At 66.9% G+C, this 19,686-nt stretch carries 21 protein-coding genes and 1 tRNA gene; 16 read left to right on the top strand and 6 right to left on the bottom strand.

What is annotated here, in order from left to right; all coding sequences use genetic code 11:
- Positions 1–3 precede the first annotated feature (3 nt).
- Positions 4–423: a large conductance mechanosensitive channel protein MscL gene (mscL, locus tag AC07OY_RS18735; protein WP_495044129.1), complete on the bottom strand. Its 420-nt coding sequence runs from the start codon at positions 421–423 to the stop codon at positions 4–6.
- Between the two features lie 175 nt (positions 424–598).
- On the opposite strand from mscL, the gene petA reads away from it, so the two are divergent.
- The 6 genes from petA to AC07OY_RS18705 all read left to right on the top strand — a co-directional run bounded on the left by petA (position 599) and on the right by AC07OY_RS18705 (position 4,761).
- Complete coding sequence (gene petA / locus AC07OY_RS18730; protein ID WP_495044128.1) at positions 599–1,195, top strand: ubiquinol-cytochrome c reductase iron-sulfur subunit; 597 nt, start codon at positions 599–601, stop codon at positions 1,193–1,195.
- 9 nt (positions 1,196–1,204) lie between these two features.
- Positions 1,205–2,611 (top strand): cytochrome b, encoded by a 1,407-nt coding sequence (locus AC07OY_RS18725; protein WP_495044127.1) that lies wholly within the window; start codon positions 1,205–1,207, stop codon positions 2,609–2,611.
- A gap of 20 nt (positions 2,612–2,631) precedes the next feature.
- Entirely contained in the window at positions 2,632–3,402 is a 771-nt protein-coding gene (locus AC07OY_RS18720; RefSeq protein WP_495044126.1) for a cytochrome c1, read from the top strand.
- A 137-nt stretch (positions 3,403–3,539) separates the two neighbouring features.
- Positions 3,540–4,157: a glutathione S-transferase N-terminal domain-containing protein gene (locus tag AC07OY_RS18715; protein ID WP_495044125.1), complete on the top strand. Its 618-nt coding sequence runs from the start codon at positions 3,540–3,542 to the stop codon at positions 4,155–4,157.
- Positions 4,157–4,663 (top strand): ClpXP protease specificity-enhancing factor, encoded by a 507-nt coding sequence (locus AC07OY_RS18710; protein ID WP_495044124.1) that lies wholly within the window; start codon positions 4,157–4,159, stop codon positions 4,661–4,663. Before AC07OY_RS18715 ends, AC07OY_RS18710 begins: the two co-directional genes overlap by 1 nt.
- 22 nt (positions 4,664–4,685) lie before the next feature.
- Positions 4,686–4,761: transfer RNA gene (locus AC07OY_RS18705), tRNA-Thr, on the top strand.
- 35 nt (positions 4,762–4,796) lie between these two features.
- Here AC07OY_RS18705 and AC07OY_RS18700 read toward each other — a convergent pair.
- A complete protein-coding gene (locus tag AC07OY_RS18700) occupies positions 4,797–5,135 on the bottom strand; it encodes a hypothetical protein (RefSeq protein WP_495044123.1) in 339 nt (112 codons plus the stop codon).
- A 168-nt stretch (positions 5,136–5,303) separates the two neighbouring features.
- On the opposite strand from AC07OY_RS18700, the gene secA reads away from it, so the two are divergent.
- From secA to AC07OY_RS18670, 6 genes are all read left to right on the top strand, one after another.
- Positions 5,304–8,048 (top strand): preprotein translocase subunit SecA, encoded by a 2,745-nt coding sequence (gene secA, locus AC07OY_RS18695; RefSeq protein ID WP_495044122.1) that lies wholly within the window; start codon positions 5,304–5,306, stop codon positions 8,046–8,048.
- Positions 8,049–8,297: 249 nt separating this feature from the next.
- Complete coding sequence (locus AC07OY_RS18690; protein ID WP_495044121.1) at positions 8,298–8,816, top strand: FxDxF family PEP-CTERM protein; 519 nt, start codon at positions 8,298–8,300, stop codon at positions 8,814–8,816.
- A 33-nt stretch (positions 8,817–8,849) separates the two neighbouring features.
- Positions 8,850–9,518 (top strand): PEP-CTERM sorting domain-containing protein, encoded by a 669-nt coding sequence (locus AC07OY_RS18685; protein WP_495044120.1) that lies wholly within the window; start codon positions 8,850–8,852, stop codon positions 9,516–9,518.
- 88 nt (positions 9,519–9,606) lie between these two features.
- Positions 9,607–10,836 (top strand): bifunctional glutamate N-acetyltransferase/amino-acid acetyltransferase ArgJ, encoded by a 1,230-nt coding sequence (gene argJ / locus AC07OY_RS18680; RefSeq protein WP_495044119.1) that lies wholly within the window; start codon positions 9,607–9,609, stop codon positions 10,834–10,836.
- A gap of 100 nt (positions 10,837–10,936) precedes the next feature.
- Positions 10,937–13,069 (top strand): prolyl oligopeptidase family serine peptidase, encoded by a 2,133-nt coding sequence (locus AC07OY_RS18675; RefSeq protein ID WP_495044118.1) that lies wholly within the window; start codon positions 10,937–10,939, stop codon positions 13,067–13,069.
- Positions 13,066–13,503: a GNAT family N-acetyltransferase gene (locus tag AC07OY_RS18670; protein WP_495044117.1), complete on the top strand. Its 438-nt coding sequence runs from the start codon at positions 13,066–13,068 to the stop codon at positions 13,501–13,503. The genes AC07OY_RS18675 and AC07OY_RS18670 overlap by 4 nt, the downstream gene beginning before the upstream one ends.
- Here the strand turns inward: AC07OY_RS18670 and AC07OY_RS18665 are convergent.
- From AC07OY_RS18665 to AC07OY_RS18655, 3 genes are read right to left on the bottom strand one after another with little or no spacing between them, the layout of a single operon-like run.
- Entirely contained in the window at positions 13,500–14,717 is a 1,218-nt protein-coding gene (locus tag AC07OY_RS18665) for a hypothetical protein (protein WP_495044116.1), read from the bottom strand. The genes AC07OY_RS18670 and AC07OY_RS18665 overlap by 4 nt on opposite strands.
- A gap of 58 nt (positions 14,718–14,775) precedes the next feature.
- Entirely contained in the window at positions 14,776–15,435 is a 660-nt protein-coding gene (locus AC07OY_RS18660; protein WP_495044115.1) for an alpha/beta hydrolase, read from the bottom strand.
- A complete protein-coding gene (locus AC07OY_RS18655; RefSeq protein ID WP_495044114.1) occupies positions 15,428–15,877 on the bottom strand; it encodes a GNAT family N-acetyltransferase in 450 nt (149 codons plus the stop codon). The genes AC07OY_RS18660 and AC07OY_RS18655 overlap by 8 nt, the downstream gene beginning before the upstream one ends.
- Before the next feature lie 52 nt (positions 15,878–15,929).
- Between AC07OY_RS18655 and AC07OY_RS18650 the strand changes: the two genes are divergently transcribed.
- The 4 genes from AC07OY_RS18650 (at position 15,930) to AC07OY_RS18635 (ending at position 18,957) form a co-directional block, all read left to right on the top strand.
- Positions 15,930–16,601 carry a histidine phosphatase family protein gene (locus AC07OY_RS18650; protein WP_495044565.1) on the top strand — a complete coding sequence of 224 codons (672 nt, stop codon included), beginning with the start codon at positions 15,930–15,932 and terminating at the stop codon, positions 16,599–16,601.
- Positions 16,602–16,642: 41 nt separating this feature from the next.
- Positions 16,643–17,038: a hypothetical protein gene (locus tag AC07OY_RS18645; RefSeq protein WP_495044113.1), complete on the top strand. Its 396-nt coding sequence runs from the start codon at positions 16,643–16,645 to the stop codon at positions 17,036–17,038.
- 117 nt (positions 17,039–17,155) lie between these two features.
- Positions 17,156–17,680: a PEP-CTERM sorting domain-containing protein gene (locus AC07OY_RS18640; RefSeq protein WP_495044112.1), complete on the top strand. Its 525-nt coding sequence runs from the start codon at positions 17,156–17,158 to the stop codon at positions 17,678–17,680.
- 20 nt (positions 17,681–17,700) lie between these two features.
- Entirely contained in the window at positions 17,701–18,957 is a 1,257-nt protein-coding gene (locus AC07OY_RS18635; RefSeq protein WP_495044111.1) for a class I SAM-dependent methyltransferase, read from the top strand.
- Here AC07OY_RS18635 and AC07OY_RS18630 read toward each other — a convergent pair.
- Positions 18,939–19,547 carry a hypothetical protein gene (locus tag AC07OY_RS18630; RefSeq protein ID WP_495044110.1) on the bottom strand — a complete coding sequence of 203 codons (609 nt, stop codon included), beginning with the start codon at positions 19,545–19,547 and terminating at the stop codon, positions 18,939–18,941. The two genes, AC07OY_RS18635 and AC07OY_RS18630, sit on opposite strands and share 19 nt — an antisense overlap.
- Positions 19,548–19,686: the final 139 nt, after the last annotated feature.

The raw sequence follows: 19,686 nt of genomic DNA, 5'->3' as shown, positions 1-19,686 counted from the left end.
AGCTTAGCGCTTCAGCGAATCGCGAATCTCACGCAGCAGCTGAATATCTTCCGGCGTGGGCGCCGGCTCGGCCGGCGCCGCCGACGCGGGCTCGCGCTTGAGGCGGTTGATCTGCTTGATCATCAGGAAGATGACGAAGGCCAGGATCATGAAATTCAGGGACACGGTGATGAAGCTGCCATAGGCCAGCACGGCGCCTTCCTTCTTGGCGTCGGCCAGCGTCGTGGCCGTCTGGCCGGCCAGCGGGATGAAGTAGTTGCTGAAATCCAGTCCACCGAAGATCTTGCTGACGACCGGCATGATGACGTCGCCCACCAGCGAATCGACGATCTTGCCGAACGCGCCGCCAATGATCACGCCGACCGCGAGGTCGACGACATTGCCTTTGACGGCGAACTCCTTGAACTCGGAGAGGAAACTCATTCACGCCTCCTTGGCGGTGCATGTAACAGGGCGGGCCCGATGTTGGCGCCAAGTGCGGGAGGCCAGAAGCCGGGTAAACCTCGGGTCGGCAGGTCGGCGCAAGCCCGGGAGGTGCGGTGGGCGTCCGCTAGAATCCTGAGTTGCCCCTGATCAGAAGTCTCTTTAGAGGACCCTCATGAGTGACCAGCAAGTGGACCAAGGCAAGCGGACCTGGTTGATTGCAACCGGTTGCGCCGGCGCCGCCGGTGGTATCGCGACAGCCGTGCCCTTCGTCAGCACTTTCGCGCCGAGCGAGCGCGCCAAGGCCGCCGGTGCCCCCGTCGAGGTCGACATCTCCGGCATCAAGCCGGGCGAGAAGCTCACCGTCGAATGGCGTGGCAAGCCGGTCTGGATCGTGCGCCGCACGCCGGAGCAGGTCGCGGCCCTGAAGAAGAACGAGGGCCAGCTGGCCGACCCGAATTCCGATCGCAAGGCCTATCCGACGCCGGAATACGCCAAGAACGCCTATCGCTCGCGCAAGGAAGAATTCTTCGTCGCCGTGGGCATCTGCTCCCATCTGGGCTGCTCGCCGAGCGACAAGTTCGCCGCCGGCCCCCAGCCTTCGCTGCCCGACGACTGGACGGGCGGCTTCCTGTGCCCCTGCCACGGCTCGACCTTCGACATGGCCGGCCGCGTCTTCAAGAACAAGCCCGCACCGGACAACCTCGAGGTGCCGCCGCACTTCTACCTGTCCGACTCCCGGCTGCTGATCGGCGAAGACAAGAAGGCATAAGGACAAGCCATGGCTGAATTCAAGGATGCTCCCGCAGGCGCCTCGGTAGGCGTGAAGACCATGACCTGGCTGGAGAACCGGTTCCCGACCGCGTTCGACGCCTACAAGGTCCACATGTCGGAGTACTACGCGCCGAAGAACTTCAACTGGTGGTACATCTTCGGTTCGCTGGCCCTGCTGGTGCTGGTGATCCAGATCGTCACCGGCATCTTCCTGGTGATGCACTACAAGCCGGATGCCGGCCTGGCCTTCGCGTCGGTCGAGTACATCATGCGCGACGTGCCCTGGGGCTGGCTGATCCGCTACATGCACTCCACCGGTGCATCGGCCTTCTTCGTGGTCGTCTACCTGCACATGTTCCGCGGCCTGATCTACGGCAGCTACCGCAAGCCGCGCGAGCTGGTCTGGATCTTCGGCTGCGCGATCTTCCTGTGCCTGATGGCCGAAGCCTTCATGGGCTATCTGCTGCCCTGGGGCCAGATGTCCTACTGGGGCGCCCAGGTCATCGTGAACCTGTTCGCCGCCGTGCCATTCGTCGGCCCGGACCTGGCCCTGATGATCCGCGGCGACTACGTCGTCGGCGACGCCACGCTGAACCGCTTCTTCAGCTTCCACGTCATCGCCGTGCCGCTGGTGCTGCTGGGCCTGGTGGTGGCCCACCTGCTGGCCCTGCACGATGTCGGCTCCAACAACCCCGACGGCGTCGAGATCAAGAAGGGCCCGAAGGATGCCAATGGCAAGCCCGTGGACGGCGTGCCCTTCCATCCCTTCTACACGGTGCACGACCTCTACGGCGTCTGCCTGTTCCTGATGGCTTTCACCGCCATCATCTTCTTCGCGCCGGAACTGGGTGGCTACTTCCTGGAGTACAACAACTTCATCCCGGCCGACCCGCTGAAGACGCCCGCCCACATCGCCCCGGTCTGGTACTTCACGCCGTTCTACTCGATGCTGCGCGCCACGACCGACACCATGGTCAACGTGCTGGTGGGCGTCATCGCCGTCGCCGCCATCGTGAGCTTCCTGAAGGGCAAGTTCGGTGGCGCCGCCAAGGTGGCCCTGCTGGTCGCGGCTGCCGTGCTGATCTTCCTGCTCAAGGTCTTCGACGCCAAGTTCTGGGGCGTGGTCGTCATGGGCGGCGCGGTCATCATCCTGTTCTTCCTGCCCTGGCTGGATCACAGCCCGGTCAAGTCGATCCGCTACCGCCCCGACTGGCACAAGTATGTGTACGCCGTCTTCGTCGTCTTCTTCCTGTGGCTGGGCTACCTCGGCATCCAGCCGCCGAGCGACATCGGCACGCTGATCGCCCAGGCCGGTACGCTGTTCTACTTCGGCTTCTTCCTGCTGATGCCGTGGTGGAGCCGCCTGGGAACGCCCAAGGCCGTGCCCGACCGTGTGACCTTCCACGCCCACTGAGCCGCGGAGCAACAACACAAATGAAAAAGCTGATCGCCATCCTGCTGGCTTCGCTGAGCCTGGCCGGTGCCGCCCACGCCTCGAGCGGCGGCATCGAGTGGGACAAGTTCCCCAAGGAGAAGATGTCGGACATGGCCGCGCTGCAGCATGGCGCCAAGCTGTTCGTCAACTACTGCCTGAACTGCCATGGTGCCGCCTACATGCGCTACAACCGCATGCGCGACCTGGGCCTGACCGAAGCCGACATCAAGAACAACCTGCTGTTCGCGGCCGACAAGGTCGGCGAGACCATGAAGGTCAGCATGGACGCCAAGGAGGCCAAGGCCTTCTTCGGCGCCAACCCGCCCGACCTGACCGTCATCGCCCGCTCGCGTGCCGACGGCGCCAAGGGCTCGGGTGCGGACTACCTCTACACCTATATGCGGAACTTCTACCGCGACGACACCAAGGCCACGGGTTGGAACAACCTGGCCTTCCCGAGCGTCGCGATGCCGCATGTGATGTGGGAACTGCAGGGCCAGCGCGCCGCCAAGTTCGAGGAGGTCGCCGATCCGCACGACCACGCCAAGAAGACCCATGTCTTCGCCGGCTACCAGCAGCTGACGCCCGGTACCCTGACCGATCGCCAGTACGACGAAGCGGTGGCCGACCTGGTCGCCTATCTGCAGTGGATGGGTGAGCCCGCACAGGGCCAGCGTTTCCAGCTCGGCGTCATCGTGCTGATCTTCCTGTCCGTCCTGACCGTGTTCGCCTGGCGTCTGAACGCCTCGTACTGGAAGGATGTGAAGTAAGCCTGGACGTTCCGGCGCACCTCAAAAGGGCGCCAAACACGCAGTGGGGAGGGCTTTCCGCCACCCACTGCGTTTGCTTTTTGCGCGGCGGCCTGCCGCGTGTGTTTTGATTGACTGACCCCTCGGGAGCCCAAGCCATGATGGTCCTCTACTCCGGTACCACCGACCCCTACTCGCACCGCTGCCGTTTCGTGCTGTTCGAGAAAGGCATGGACTTCGAAATCCGTGACGTTGACCTGTTCGCGAAGCCCGAAGACATCGCTCTGATGAACCCGTACAACGAGGTGCCCATCCTCGTCGAGCGCGACCTCATCCTGTACGAATCGCACATCATCAACGAGTACATCGACGAGCGCTTCCCGCATCCGCAGCTGATGCCCGGCGACCCGGTCGCCCGCGCCCGCGTGCGCCTGTTCCTGCTGAACTTCGAGAAGGAGCTGTTCGCCCATGTGAACATCCTCGAAGGCCGCGGCACGGCGACCAAGGCGACGGACAAGCAGCTCGAGAAGGCCCGCTCGCAGATCCGCGACCGCCTGACCCAGCTCGCCCCGATCTTCCTGAAGAACAAGTACATGCTGGGCGACGACTTCTCGATGCTCGACGTGGCCATCGCCCCGCTGCTGTGGCGCCTGGACTACTACGGCATCGACATGTCCAAGAACGCGCTGCCGCTGCTGAAGTACGCCGAGCGCATCTTCAGCCGCCCGGCCTACATCGAAGCGCTGACGCCCTCCGAAAAGGTGATGCGCCGCTGATGGACCAGACCCCTGCTTCCGGCGGTGCGGGTGGGGGGTCTTCCACCCGCCCGTATCTGATCCGTGCCCTGCACGACTGGTGCACGGACAACGGCTTCACGCCCTATATCGCGGTCCACGTCGACCGTTCGGTGCAGGTGCCCATGGAGTACGTGTCCAACAACGAGATCGTGCTGAACATCGGCTTCGACGCGACCAGCGGCCTGGATCTGGGCAACGACCACATCCAGTTCAAGGCCCGCTTCGGCGGCGTCGCGCGCGAGATCATCGTGCCGGTGGACCATGTCGTGGCCATTTACGCCCGCGAGAACGGCCAGGGCATGGCCTTCCCGGCGCCCGAGCCGCTGGCCGAAGGCGCGCCCGTGCCGGCCGTGCCTGCGGCAGAGCCGCGCCGCAGCGGCCTGCGCCTGGCCAGCGAATCCAGCGACGACGAGGGCGACGACACGCCACCGCCGCCCGATGCACCCAGCGGCGGCCCGCGGCCTTCGCTGAAGCGCGTCAAGTGACGGCTTAGAATCTTTGTCTTTCGCCGGCTTAGCTCAGTTGGTAGAGCAACCGCCTTGTAAGCGGTAGGTCATCAGTTCGAATCCGATAGCCGGCACCAAACAGAAACCCACGGTCTCACGACGGTGGGTTTTCTTACTTCTGGATCAGCTTGACGCGGATATGGCCGGGCAAGCCGGCCTGGGCCAGCAGGGCTTCCAGGCGCGGCAGCAGATGGCGCAACTTGGCGGCAACGGCCGCGTTGGCGGCCAGCAGGCTCCAGCCGTCCTCGTCCAGCGGACCCGGCTGCAGGCTGGCCAGCAAGGTGCCGGGCAGGGCGGGCGCAATGATGCGCAGGCGCCGGCGCGAGGCCTCCAGCCTGGCGCTGAGCTGGTTCAGGCCCTCATGGGCGCGCATCGCATCGGCCACCGGTGTCGGCGACGGGATGCTGGCGCGCACGCCCTTGGGCGCGAGGTATCGGGGCGGGGTGGCCATGGGCGCAGTGTAGTGAGGCGGCGGGCTGGCGAAAGCCCGCTGCTAAACTGCGCCGTTTTGCGCGGCCGGGCAAGTCCGTCTTGCAATGCCTCGCCGTGCCCCCAGATTCGCGCCTTTCACCGGTCGGCCAGCCCTTCCGGTGCCGCGCAGCTCCTCATCCATCGCAGCATGTTGCCCAAGCTTCTCACCTCGATTTTCGGTAGCCGCAACGAGCGTCTGCTGAAAGACTACCGCCGTACCGTGGCGAAGATCAACGCGCTCGAGCCGAAGTACGAGGCCCTGAGCGACGACGAACTGCGCGCGCAGACGGCCGAGTTCAAGCAGCGCATCGCTGGCGGCGCGACGGTCCACGACATCCTGCCCGAGGCCTTTGCCGTCTGCCGCGAAGGCAGCAAGCGCGCGCTGAAGATGCGCCACTTCGACGTGCAGCTGATCGGCGGCATGGTGCTCAACGACGGCAAGATCGCCGAAATGCGCACCGGCGAAGGCAAGACGCTGATGGCCACGCTGCCGGTCTACCTGAATGCGCTGACGGGCAAGGGCGTCCACGTCGTGACGGTGAACGACTACCTCGCTCGCCGCGACGCCGAGTGGATGGGCAAGCTCTACACCTTCCTGGGCCTGTCGGTCGGCATCAACCTGCCGCAGATGCCGCGCGAGGAGAAGCAGGCGGCCTACGCCGCCGACGTCACCTACGGCACCAACAACGAGTACGGCTTCGACTACCTGCGCGACAACATGGTCTACGAGACGGCCGACCGCGTGCAGCGCGGCACGTCCTACGCCATCGTCGACGAGGTGGACTCCATCCTGATCGACGAGGCGCGCACGCCGCTGATCATCTCGGGCCAGGCCGACGACCACACCGACGTCTATCTGCGCATCAACGCCGTCGTGCCCAAGCTCAAGAAGCAGATCGGCGAGCTCGACCCGCGCACGGGCGAGGGCGTCATCGAGCCGGGCGACTTCACGGTCGACGAGAAGTCGCACCAGATCCACCTGACCGAAGACGGCCACGAGGTCGCCGAGGCCCTGCTGACCGAGGCCGGGCTGATCGCCGAGGGCGCCAGCCTCTACGACGCGGCCAACATCACGCTGATGCATCACCTCAATGCAGCGCTGCGGGCCCATCACGTCTATCACAAGGACCAGAGCTACGTCGTGCAGAACGGCGAGGTCATCATCGTCGACGAGTTCACCGGCCGCCTGATGTCGGGCCGCCGCTGGAGCGATGGCCTGCACCAGGCCGTCGAGGCCAAGGAAGGCGTGCAGATCCAGGCCGAGAACCAGACCCTGGCCTCCATCACCTTCCAGAACTACTTCCGCATGTACGGCAAGCTGTCCGGCATGACGGGCACGGCCGACACCGAGGCCTACGAGTTCCAGGAGATCTACGGCCTCGAGACCGTCGTCATCCCGCCGAACCGCCCGACCATCCGCAAGGACGAGCTGGACCTGGTCTACAAGACCGACAAGGAAAAGTACGCGGCCGTCATCGAGGACATCCGCAGCTGCCACACGCGCGGCCAGCCGGTGCTGGTGGGCACGACGTCCATCGAGAACTCGGAGCTGATCTCCAACCTGCTCAACCAGGCCAAGCTGCCGCACAACGTGCTGAACGCCAAGCAGCACGAGAAGGAAGCGCAGATCGTCGCCCAGGCCGGCCGCCCGGGCGTCATCACCATCGCCACCAACATGGCCGGCCGCGGCACCGACATCGTGCTGGGCGGCAATGTCGAGAAGCAGATCCAGTTCATCGAGGCCGACGAGGCCATCCCTGCCGACGAGAAGGCGCGCCGCATCCAGCAGCTCAAGGACGAGTGGCAGGGCCTGCACGACAAGGTGCGCGCCGAGGGCGGCCTGCGCATCATCGCGACCGAGCGCCACGAGAGCCGCCGCATCGACAACCAGCTGCGCGGCCGTGCCGGCCGCCAGGGCGACCCGGGCTCCTCGCGCTTCTACCTGTCGCTGGATGACCAGCTGATGCGCATCTTCGCCGGCGAGCGCGTGCGCGCCATCATGGACCGGCTCAAGATGCCCGAGGGCGAGGCCATCGAGGCCGGCATCGTCACGCGCAGCATCGAGGGCGCCCAGCGCAAGGTCGAGGCCCGCAACTTCGACATCCGCAAGCAGCTGCTCGAGTACGACGACGTGTCGAACGACCAGCGCAAGGTCATCTACCAGCAGCGCAACGACATCCTCGAGGCCCAGAGCCTCGTGGCCCAGATCGCCTCGCTGCGCGAATCCACGCTGACCGACGTCGTGCGCACCTATGTGCCGGCCGAGAGCGTCGAGGAGCAGTGGGACCTGCCGGGCCTGGAACAGGTGCTGCAGGCCGAGTGGCAGGTCGGCCTGTCGCTGGCCGATCTCGTCAAGAAGAGCGACTCCATCACCGACGAGGACCTGCTCGAGGCCGTCGTCAAGGCTGGCAACGCGCTGTTCGACGACAAGCTCGAGCGCGTCGGCATCGAGCAGTTCAACCCCTTCATGCGCATGGTGCTGCTGCAGAGCATCGACCAGCGCTGGCGCGAGCACCTGGCGGCGCTGGACTATCTGCGCCAGGGCATCCATCTGCGCGGCTACGCCCAGAAGAACCCCAAGCAGGAATACAAGCGCGAGGCCTTCGAACTGTTCTCGCAGCTGCTCGACCTGGTGAAGATGGAAGTCACCCGCACGCTGATGAACGTGCGCATCCAGAGCCAGGAAGAGGCCGATCGTGCCGCCGAGGCCATCGAGCGCCGGGCCGAGGCGGTGTCCAACGTGACCTACCAGCACCCCAACGAGGACGGCTCCATCAGCCAGGACGTCGACCCTGCCACGCTGCTGGCCGAGTACGGCCACATCGGCCGCAACGATCCCTGCCCCTGCGGCAGCGGCAAGAAGTTCAAGCTCTGCCACGGCAAGCTGGCCTGATCGGGCCGCTTGGGCACCCGGGCACCCGGGTGTGAAGTCCCTCACGGGCCGGCTCTGCCGGCCCGTTTGCATTGGTTTGCAGCGGCCTGTCGCCCCACCCATGTGGGGGGAAAACCGTGCGTTTGAGCACATCAAAGCCCCTGCGCCACCGGCATGGGGGGTGCTCCTGGGGCGATCACCCCCCTAGAGTGCAGCCCATACCCCGGCAAAACACCGGGTAGACCCGAATAGAGAACCTGAAAGCCCGTCATGAAATCGTTGTCTACAGCCCTTGCCGCCCTGAGCCTGGCCTTCGCCGCCGGTACCGCCGCTGCTGCGCCGGTGTCGTTCAGCTTCAGCAACGACAACATCATGTCCAACGGCCAGGACGCTGACTTCTTCAACAACGTCTTCAGCTTCACGCTGAACGGCCAGACCCTGCTGGGCGTTGCGATCAGCACCTTCTCGCCCGAGCCGAGCGCCAACGTGAACATCACGTCGGCCTTCCTGCAGCAGGGCAACACCACCGTCGCCCTGACCGAAACCCTGGGCGTGAACTGGGACAACGACGAGACCGGCACGGAAACCTGGGGCCTGAGCCCCCTGTGGCTGGCCGCCGGCAACTGGGAACTGCATGTCGTCGGCGAAGGCTACGGCGTCAAGTCGCCCGAGAGCTACGAAGCCAACCTGAACGGCCGCAGCGTCGAGCTGCCCGAGCCGACCGCACTGGCCCTGGTGGCTGTCGCCCTGGCCGGCCTGAGTCTGTCGCGCCGCCGCAGCATCGGCTGAGCCCTCCCACCGAACCTCGAGAGCAGTCCCCCCATGTTCAAGCCCCTCGCCCTTGCCGCAGCCCTGCTGTCCAGCGCCCCGGCCTTTGCCGACGTCAGCATCAAGTTCCTGAGCCGTGATGCCGGCGATCCGTCGCTGAGCACCTCGATGACGACCAACTACGTCACCGGCGGCCTGAACTACACCGACGCCGCCACCGGCAGCTTCCTGGCCTATTGCATCGAGCCCGAGCAGCCTTTCGCGATCACCAGCAAGGGCTTCAAGACCTACACGGTCGGCAGCTTCACCGGCACGCAGGCCACGCTGCTGCAGGGCCTGTACTCCAGCAGCTTCGGCTCCGTGCACAGCGGCGCCCAGCAGGCCGGCTTCCAGCTCGCCCTCTGGGAAATCATGCGCGAGGCCAGCGGCACCCTGAGCGTCGCCCAGAACAACGGCAATTTCTTCCTGAAGACTGCCGGCCTGTCGGGTGCCCAGCTCACCGCCGCCACCGACGCGCAGAGCTTCGCCAGCAGCTACCTGGCCGCCGCCCAGAACTACAACGGCGCCTCGCTGTACAGCCTGGCCAAGCTCAGCCATGCCACCTACCAGGATCTGGTCGTGGCCACGCCGACCGCCCCCGTGCCGGAACCCGAGTCCTACGCACTGCTGCTGGCCGGTCTGGGCGCCATCGGCATGATCGCCCGCCGCCGCCTGCCGCGCTGATTCCCTTTCAGCTCCTTGCAAAGGCTCCTTCGGGAGCCTTTTTCACTTCTTAGAATCTGCGCGCTTTCCCTGACCAACCGAGCGCGCCATGCCCGTCAATCTCACCGCCCCCGATCCCGCCTCCCTGTTGCCCGTGCCGGGCGTGCGCCTCGGCGTGACCATGGCCGGCGTGCGCAAGGCCAACCGGCGCGACCTCAGCGTCATCGCGCTGGACGAGGGCGCGGCCGTGGCCGGCGTCTTCACGACCAACCGCTTCTGTGCCGCCCCGGTGCAGCTCTGCCGCGTGCACCTGGCCGGCGGTGCCGCCATCCGGGCCCTGCTGATCAACACCGGCAATGCCAATGCCGGCACCGGCGCCGACGGCCTGGCCCGCGCCCGCCAGACCTGCCAGGCTCTGGCCGGCCTGATCGGCTGCGCGCCCGAGCAGATCCTGCCCTTCTCGACCGGCGTCATCATGGAGACCCTGCCGGTCGACCGCATCACCGCCGGCCTGCCCGCCGCCCTGGCCGCGCTGAAGGCCGACAACTGGGCCGAAGCCGCCGCCGGCATCATGACGACGGACACCCTGCCCAAGGCCGCGTCGCGCCGCATCCAGATCGGCGGCGTGCCCGTCACGCTGAGCGGCATCTCCAAGGGCGCCGGCATGATCCGGCCCAACATGGCGACCATGCTGGGCTTCGTCGCCACCGACGCCAACATCGCCCCGGCCCTGCTGCAGCCCCTCGTGAAGGAGGCCGCCGACGCCTCCTTCAACCGCATCACCATCGACGGCGACACGTCGACCAACGACTGCTTCATGCTGATCGCCAGCCGCCAGGCCCAGCATGCCGAGATCACGTCGCTGGACAGCGCCGATGCGAAGACGCTGCGCGAGGCCCTGATCGCCCTGGCCCAGGAGCTGGCCCAGGCCATCGTGCGCGACGGCGAAGGCGCCACCAAGTTCATCGCCATCACCATCGAGGGCGGCCGCGACGAGGCCGAGTGCAAGCTGGCCGCCTATGCCATCGCCCACTCGCCGCTGGTCAAGACGGCCTTCTTCGCCAGCGACCCCAACCTGGGCCGCATCCTGGCCGCGGTCGGCTATGCCGGCATTGGCGATCTGGACCAGGGGCTGATCGACCTGGACCTGGACGACGTTGCTGTCGTGCGCCAGGGCGGGCGCCTCGCGACCTACCGCGAGGAAGACGGCCAGCGCGTCATGAAGCAGGCCGAGATCACGGTGCGCGTGAATCTGAACCGCGGCAAGGCGGCCGCGACGGTCTGGACCTGCGATCTCAGCCACGACTACGTGACCATCAACGCCGACTACAGAAGCTAACTTCGGGTAATTGCTGTCAGGGGTTTCATTGCATGACCATCGGCGTGGATCGCCGATGGCATCGACAATCCGCGGCTCCAAGAATCATGGATACCGCTCGATGAAGCTCACCTTGTCTGCCATCACCCTCGCAGCCGTCCTCGCCACCAGCGCCCAGGCTCAGGGTCTCAGCTACCCCAATACGCGCAAGGTCGACCAGGTCGACGCCTATCACGACACCGCCGTCGCCGACCCCTACCGCTGGCTGGAGGACGACAACAGCGCCGACACCAAGGCCTGGGTCATCCAGCAGAACCAGGTCACCGACAAGTTCCTTGAGGCCATGCCGCAGCGCATGCCGGCGCGCCGCATCTACACCGAGCTCTACAACTTCGAGCGCTTCGGCATCCCTTTCAGCGAAGGCGGCCGCTATTTCTGGACCCGCAACGACGGCCTGCAGCAGCAGAACGTCATCTACACGGCCAAGTCGTTGACCGACACGCCCGCCGTGGCGCTGGACCCGAACGCGATGAGCAAGGACGGCACCGTGGCCCTCAGCGGCCTGGCCCCCTCGCGTGACGGCAAGCTGCTGGCCTACGGCATCGCCGGCGCCGGCTCCGACTGGCAGACCTGGAAGGTGCGCGACCTCGCCACGGGCCAGGACCTGCCCGACACCATCGAATGGGTCAAGTTCAGCGGCGCCTCCTGGACGGCCGACGGCAAGGGCTTCTTCTACGCCCGCTACGACGCCCCCAAGGAAGGCGAGAAGCTCAAGGGCGCCAACTACTTCCAGAAGCTCTACTACCACCGCCTGGGCACGCCCCAGAGCGAGGACGTCCTCGTCGCCGAGAACCGCGAGGACAAGGAATGGGGCTTCGGCACCGAGGTGTCGGACGACGGCCAGCTGCTCCTGATCAGCGTCTGGAAGAGCGCCGGCAGCAAGAACGGCCTGATGGTCCTGCCCCTGCCCAAGGGTGCTTTCGCCGGCGGCAAGCCCCAGCCCATCACGCTGGACTTCGACGCCCAGTACACCCCCGTGGCCGCCATCAACGGCAAGATCATCGTCAAGACCGACAAGGGCGCGCCGCGCGGCAAGCTCGTCGCCATCGATCTGAAGAGCCCCGCGCCCGCCGGCTGGAAGACCCTGGTGGCCGAAGGCCCGGATGCGATGACCGGCGCCTCCGCCGTCGGCGGCCGCTTCCTGCTCAGCTATCTGCATGACGCCGCGACGCTGGTGCGCGTGCATGGCGCCGACGGCAAGCCGGCCGGCGAGGTCAAGCTGCCCGGCATCGGCACCGCCAGCGGCTTCGGCGGCCGCTGGAGCGACAAGGAAACCTTCTTCAGCTACACCAGCCTGACCAACCCGGCCGAGATCCACCGCTACGACGTCAAGAGCGGCAAGGTCAACCTCTTCAAGAAGCCCAAGACGGCCTTCAACCCGGATGAGTTCGAGACCCGCCGCGAGTTCGTCACCAGCAAGGACGGCACGCGCTTCCCCATCTTCATCGCCGCCAGGAAGGGCATCAAGCTGGACGGCAGCAACCCGACCCTGCTCTACGGCTACGGCGGTTTCGACATCTCCATCACGCCGGGCTACGGCGTGACGGCGGCGAGCTGGATGAAGATGGGCGGCGTCTACGTCATCGCCTCCATCCGTGGCGGCGGCGAGTACGGCTCGGCCTGGCATGAGGCCGGCACCAAGCTGAAGAAGCAGAACGTGTTCGACGACTTCATCGCCGCCGGCGAATGGCTGGTCAAGAACAAGGTCGCCAGCCCGGCGACGCTGGCCATCAACGGCGGCAGCAACGGCGGCCTGCTCGTCGGCGCTGTCACCAACCAGCGTCCCGATCTGTTCGCCGCGGCCGTGCCCCAGGTCGGCGTGATGGACATGCTGCGCTACCAGAACTTCACCATCGGCTGGGCCTGGGCCACCGACTACGGCACCAGCGCCGACAGCAAGGAGATGTTCGACGCGCTGTACGCCTACTCGCCGGTGCACACCATCAAGAGCGGCGGCGCCAAATACCCGGCCGTGCTGATCACGACCGGCGACCACGACGACCGCGTCGTGCCGGCCCACAGCTTCAAGTACGCCGCCACGCTGCAGGCTGCCAACACCGGCCCGGCGCCCAAGCTGATCCGCATCGAGACCAATGCCGGCCATGGCGCCGGCAAGCCGACGTCCAAGATCATCGAGGAGCGCAGCGACATCCTGGCCTTCATTGCCAACACGATGAAGCTGGAAGTGAAGTGACGGCGGCGGTCGCGATCCGCGACCTGGGCGTTGGCGATGCCGACGCCCTGCTGGCCCTCTATCAGCAGCTGAACGTCGGCGACGAGCCGCCACCGCCCGAGGCGGTGCGCGGCGCGTTCAAGCATCCCGGTTTGCGTCATTTCGGCTTGTTCGACGGTGACACGCTGGTGGCCACCTGCAATCTCGCCGTCATTCCCAACCTGACGCGGGGCGGCCGCAGTTACGGCGTCATCGAGGATGTCGTCACGCGCGAGGACCGCCGCAACCGCGGGCATGGCCAGACCGTGATCCGCCACGCCATAGAACAGGCCTGGGCCATGGGCGCCTACAAGGTCGTGCTGACCACCAGCCGCAAGGACCCGGCCGTTTGGGCGTTCTACGAGCGCTGCGGTTTCGACAGCGGCGACAAGCGCGCCTTCGTCATCCGACGCTAGAAGTTCACGGCCTTGGTCTTGAGCCCGCGCGCTACCAGCGTCGCGTTGATGAGCTGAGCCTGCTCGCGGCTCGGGAAGTGCCAGACCGTGGCGCGCCAACCCTCTGGCGTCTGGATGACGTCGGCCTGCAGCGCATTGGGGTCGCTGTGCACGCCGACGAGGCCGGCCTTCATCTTGGCCAGCACGGCCTCGGCCTCGGCCTTGCTGCCCGGTGGGCCGACCAGGGCGACGATGGTCTTGTCAGGCGACTGCGCCAGCTTGCTCAGCCGCGGGTCGACGGGCTCGGGTTTGCTGGCGGCGGATGCGGGCTGGGCGGCGGGCTCGTCGCCCGGCTTTTCGGCCGGCTTCTCGGAGCGCAGGATGGGCGGGCGCTTGATGCCGTCCGTGCGCTCGACGAGGCGGGGGCGGATGTCGGGCGGCGGCGCATCGCCGGCGGGCTCACTGGCAGATGCCTCGGCGGCCGAGGCCGCAGCCACGGCCGATTCGGGCGCGGAGGCGGGCATCGAGGCGGCCGATGCAGGCGCCGGCAGCACGGCCGCCGATGCAGCCGATGCCGGGGCGGCGGGCGGCACGGGGAGCGGCTCGGCGGCACGCTGGGGCCAGAGCATCCAGGCGCCCACGCCGACAAGCACGGCCAGCAGAGCGGCTGCAGCGCCCAGCCGGATGGGATCCCACAGGCGGCGGCCGATGATTTCCGACGGGATGCCGCGGCCCGCCAGCACGCGGGTGCGGGCGCTGCCGACATCGACGCCGGCCGTCATCAGATAGAGCTCGAAGGGCCAGCCCCCATGGCTGCTGGCCAGGCTCTCGTCGATGACGATGACCCGCCAGGGCTTGGACTCCGGCGTGGCCGGCGGCTCGGCGAAGCCATGGGCCAGCGCGAAGCGCTCGACCTGGGCCGGGCTCAGGCCGGGCAGGAATTTCTCGCTGAAGGCGCGCCACTGCGTGCGCGGGCGCCGGGCCAGGCGGCGCGGCAACTCCTTCAGGCGCTGCAGCGCTGCCGCCCAACGCGACAGCGGCGGCGAGCCGTGCAATTCGTCAAAGGCGCTGACGACATCGGTCAGGACGGGCTCGACCACGCCTTCGGCCTGGGCCGAGGCGCGCACAAAAGGCAGGGCCACCACGCCCACGGTGTGCACATCGCCCACGGCGATGCGCCGCGCGAGCGGGTGGCGGTTGTGCCAGTCAACGATCTGTTCGGCCAGGCGCTCCATGACTGATGGATCATCGCCCAGGGGCGCGGCCTCCAGCGCCGCGAACAGGGCTGCGAAATCAGCTCAGATGCTTCAGCAGCCAGGCGTTCAGATCCTCGATCTCCTCCATGCAGACCGAGTGCGGCATGGGGTAGTCATGCCATTCCACTGTGTATCCCAGTGCCTGCAGCGCATCGCGGCTGGCCGTGCCGCGCACGGGAGCGACGACCGGGTCCTGGGTGCCGTGGGCCATGAAGACGGGCAGGTCGGCGTTGGCGCTTGAACGCTCGGCGGCCGTCGTCGCAGCCAGCGGCACATAGCCCGACAGCCCCGCCACGCCGCCCAGGCGCTCGGGATAGCGCAGCGCCGTCATCAGCGCCATCGCGCAGCCCTGGGAGAAGCCGACGAGCACGATGCGCTCCGCTGCCACGCCGCGCTGGCGCTCGGCGTCTATGAGTTCGGCAATCTGGCGCTGCGACTCACGCAGGCCGGCCTCGTCCTCACGCCTGACCAGGTCGGTCACGAGGATGTCGTACCAGGCGCGCATCACATAGCCGCCATTGATGGTGACCGGCCGCTCGGGCGCATGCGGGAGCACGAAGCGCACCGCGCCCAGGGACTTCAGGTCCAGCTCGCCGCAGATGGGCACGAAGCCGAAGCCGCTGTCGCCCAGGCCGTGCAGCACGATGATGGTCGTGGCGGGGTTGGGGCCGGTCTCGATGACATGGGTTTCAAGCATGGGGTTTCCAATCCTCGATGCGCAACTCGAACCGTTTGTCGCCCCAGGCGTCCAGGCCCTCGCCGGTCGGCGTCCAGCCGGCGCGGCGGTAGAAGGCCTCGGCGCGGGAGTCGGGCATGGTGCCGAGGTCCAGGCGCCGGTGGCCTTGCTCGAACAGCCAGTTCACCATGACGTCGTGCAGCACGCGGCCATGGCCCTGGCCGTGCAGCGGCGGGTCGACGAACATGGCCCAGATGTGGCCGTCGCGGTTGTCGCCGATGGCGAAGCCGGCAATGCGGCCGGGCGCCAGCTCGATGACCCAGCCGCGGCCGTAGTCCTCGATATAGGCATGCAGTTCGGCGTCCGAGATGCGGCCTGGGGTCAGGGTGTTCTCGGTGACGGCATAGCGCACGCGCCAGAGTTCGGCGGTGTCGTCGCGGGTGGCTTGTCGAAGGTGTGACATGGCGTCATTGTCGCGACAGCCGGCGCTGTCGACGCGGGCCATGATGCTGGCCATGGGAAGCCTCTACCTCGTCCGCCACGGCCAGGCCAGCTTCGGCGCGGCCGACTACGACCAGCTCAGCCCCAAGGGCCATGAGCAATGCCGCCATCTCGGCGCTTACTGGCGCGAACGCGGCCAGCGCTTCGACGCCGTCTTCACCGGCACCTTGAAGCGTCACGCCCAATCCCTGGCCGGCATCGTCGAGGGTTATGGCGAGGACCTGCCCGCCGTCGCGCTGCCGGGGCTCAACGAGTACGACAGCGAGGCCGTCGTGCGCGCCATCCATCCCGGGCCCCTGGGCAAGCCGACCGACCCGGAGATGGTCAAGCAGCATTTCCGCCTGCTGCGCACTGGCCTGCTGGCCTGGATGCAGGGCGAGACCCAGCCCGAGGGCATGCCCACGCACGCGGACTTCGCGGCCGGCGTGGCCGATGCGCTGGCGCGCGTGCTGGCCGGCGGCGTCGGCAAGCAGGTTCTCATCGTGTCCAGCGGCGGCCCCATCGCCACCGCCGTGGCCCAGGTGCTGGCCTGTCCGCCCGAGACCTTTGTCGAGCTCAATCTGCGCATCCGGAACTCGGCCGTCACCGAGTTCGCCTTCAATCCCAAGCGCCATCACCTCGTCAGCTTCAACACCCTGCCGCATCTGGACACGGCCGAGACGCGGGCGCACATCACGCACGCCTGAGGCACCGCGGACCGCCGCGACAATGCCGCGGTGGAGTGGCGATGAAGATTTCCCCTGTCGAGATCGGACTGGCGATCTTCTTCGTGAGCGCGGGCGTGGTCTGGAGCTGGTTCGCGATGCAGAAGTCGGAACGCCAGGCCCGTGCCGGGTTCCGGTCGCGCGCCCATGCGCAGTTCAAGAATTCCCGCGTGGATTCCGCTGATGCGCGCTATGCCTTCTCTGGGCAGTCGGTGCGCGTCGTGACCGAGCTGGAGCGCCGGCGGACCGTCGAAGGCCACACGGTGGACATCGTCCTCGAGCGCTATTGCATGAACGACAGCGGCGAATACTTCCACTTCATCTCCAACAGCGAGGGCCGGCCGTATATCCGGCATGTGCCGCATCGCATGGCCAGGCTGGTGCTCAAGGAGCGATACCTGCCGCCGCCGGACGTCTGAGCGGGCCTGGCCCCAACGGGCCATCACCGATGACACGGGGCATGGCTCTCCTGGGCGAAGCGGCCGCGCTACCCGATCGGCAGCATGACAACTCCTCAACCCCGATGGAGTTCCGTCATGTCATCCCCCCGCCTCTTTGCCCTCGCCGCGCTGAGCCTGGCCGCCACCCTGGCTGCGCCGGCCCACGCCCAGACCTACAACTTCAACCAGACCGGCTACGCCGACGGTGCCACGCTGAGCGGCCACTTCGCCGGCAGCGACCTGGACGGCGACGGCTGGATCTATGCCTATGAGCTGACCGAGTTCGAGCTCCACTGGTCCGGCAACCGCGCGGTGCAGTCCTTCAGCCTGGGATTAGACGAGCGCGCCGGCCTGGAGTACGAACTGGGTAGCGCCACGCTCTGGCATATGGCCGCCTTCAGCCAGAACGACGAGGGCACGCGCTTCTTCAGCTTCGACAGCAAGGGCTGGCCGACCTACATGATCCCCGGCGTCGTCACCGACGAGCGCCTGGGCCTGGTGTCCATGAGCTGGGAGCCGCTGCAGGTCACGGCCGCCGTGCCGGAGCCGCACAGCATCGCGCTGCTGCTGGCAGGCATGGGCTTCATCGGCCTGTGGAGCCGGCGCCGACGGCCGCAGTGACCTCACCGACAATGGCAGCCATGGCCGCGCCGTTGTTCACGTCCCTCATCACCCCCCCGCCGGCCGCCAGTGCGCCGGCTCACGAACGCTTTCTGCACCTCGTCCGCCTGGCCCTGGCCGGCGGGCAGTTCGGCAAGCTGCTGCTGTCCGGCCCGGTCGGTGATGACGAAGATGTCGAGCGCTTGACGGTGCGCCTTGTCGAATTGCGCGGCGAGCCGGCCCTGAGCTTCCTTTGGCGGCACCGCACCAAGGACGTCACCAAGAATCACGCGCCCGAGGCGGCGCTGGCCGAGATTGCGACGCTGCTGGGCGCGCGCTTTCGCAATGCCCACCTGCACACGGCGAGCGAAGAGGTGCAGTTCGCCGTCAGCCGCAAGGGCCGCGAGACGCTGCGGGTGACCCGTGTCGATGGCGCCGAAGCCGCCGCGCCGGCCGCGCATGACAAGGCCAAGCAGCGCCCCCTGGACATGGCCCACCCGGTCTGGTCGGCCCTGGGCCTGACCCATCTCGTCAAGGGCGAGCCGGCCCTGGTCCCGGCCATGGCGCGCAAATGGAAGCAGATCAACCGCTTCGTCGAGATCCTGTCGTCCGCCGTCGAGGAAGCCTCGCTGCAAGGCCCGGTGCGCGTGGCCGACTTCGGCTCCGGCAAGGGCTATCTGACCTTTGCCGTGCACGACTGGCTGCAGTCCCACGGCTTGCAGCCCCGGGTCAAGGGCATCGAGCTGCGCAACGACATGGTCAAGCTGTGCAGCGCCATCGTCGAGGGCGAAGGCCTGGCCGGCCTGCAGTTTGACGAGGGCGATGTGCGCACCCAGGCCGTCCAGCCGCTGGACGTGATGATCGCCCTGCATGCCTGCGACATCGCCACCGACCATGCCCTGCATGTCGGCCTGCAGTCCGGCGCCAAGGTCATCATGAGCTCGCCCTGCTGCCACAAGGAGCTGCGCCCGCAGATGACGCTGCCGGCGGTTCTGCGTCCCATGCTGCAGCACGGCATCCACCTCGGCCAGGAGGCCGAGATGGTGACCGACTCCCTGCGCGCCCTGCTGCTGGAGAGCCAGGGCTACCGCACCCAGGTGTTCGAGTTCATCGCGCTGGAGCACACCAGCAAGAACAAGATGATCCTGGCCGTGAAGGCGCAAGGGCCCGCCGCCGAGGCGCTGGCCGCGCGCCGGCCCGAGCTGCTGGCGCAGATCGCCGAGATCAAGCGCTTCTACGGCTTGAAGGAGCAGCGGCTGGAGCAGCTGCTGGTGGAGCGTCAGACCGCCTCGGTGTAAGGCGGACGGTCATAAACGATCTCGCGGGAAAACTTGCCTTGCTCGATGGCGCGGACAAAGTGGCCGCACTCTGCCTGGGCCTGCTTGTCGACACCAACGCACAGTGAGGCAGGCAGCCATACGTTGAGCCACTGGATGCCATTTGACGCGGTGAGGGAGAGCACGGCGAAGCCATCATTGGCATTCTTTTCCGCGTAACTGATGGCGCCCGATGGCGATCCTTTGAGGATTTGGTGCCGTGAGGACCAGATGCCGCCGTACTCCGACACAGCGAACAGCACATCCCAGTCGACTTGATCGGCAAGAATCTTGATTGAAATGGCCCCCCGTTTCCACTGGCCGGCATTCCAGAAAGCGGGCCAGTCTGCAACCAAGCCCACGGACGGCTCCAAGACAAGCGCCGTGCGGCGGACGGTGTGCGGTGGGAGTGGGATTTCGAACTCGTAGGCCGCCTTCTGATGCACCACGACTTCAGCGGCTTTGCTGATGAGCGGTTCAAGCACCGATCTGTGTGGAGGCAGGCGTTGGTTTTCCGCCTCCCCGGGCGGATGCCCGGGATAGATACGCAGGAAGAAGGGGCGTGGCTCCATGGTGATCCAAGGCGTGCTGGGAAGTGAGCAGTTTGCATCCCGGCACCAGGCCCTCCGCCCGTATCAGTCCAGCTTTGGGTGAACATGCAAATATTCATGCGCGGCAAGGGTTCGCTGTCAGACTGCCGCGACGCATCAT

The sequence above is a fragment of the Roseateles sp. GW821-FHT09H10 genome (assembly GCF_059415865.1).
This window is presented reverse-complemented; position numbering and strand designations above follow the sequence as displayed.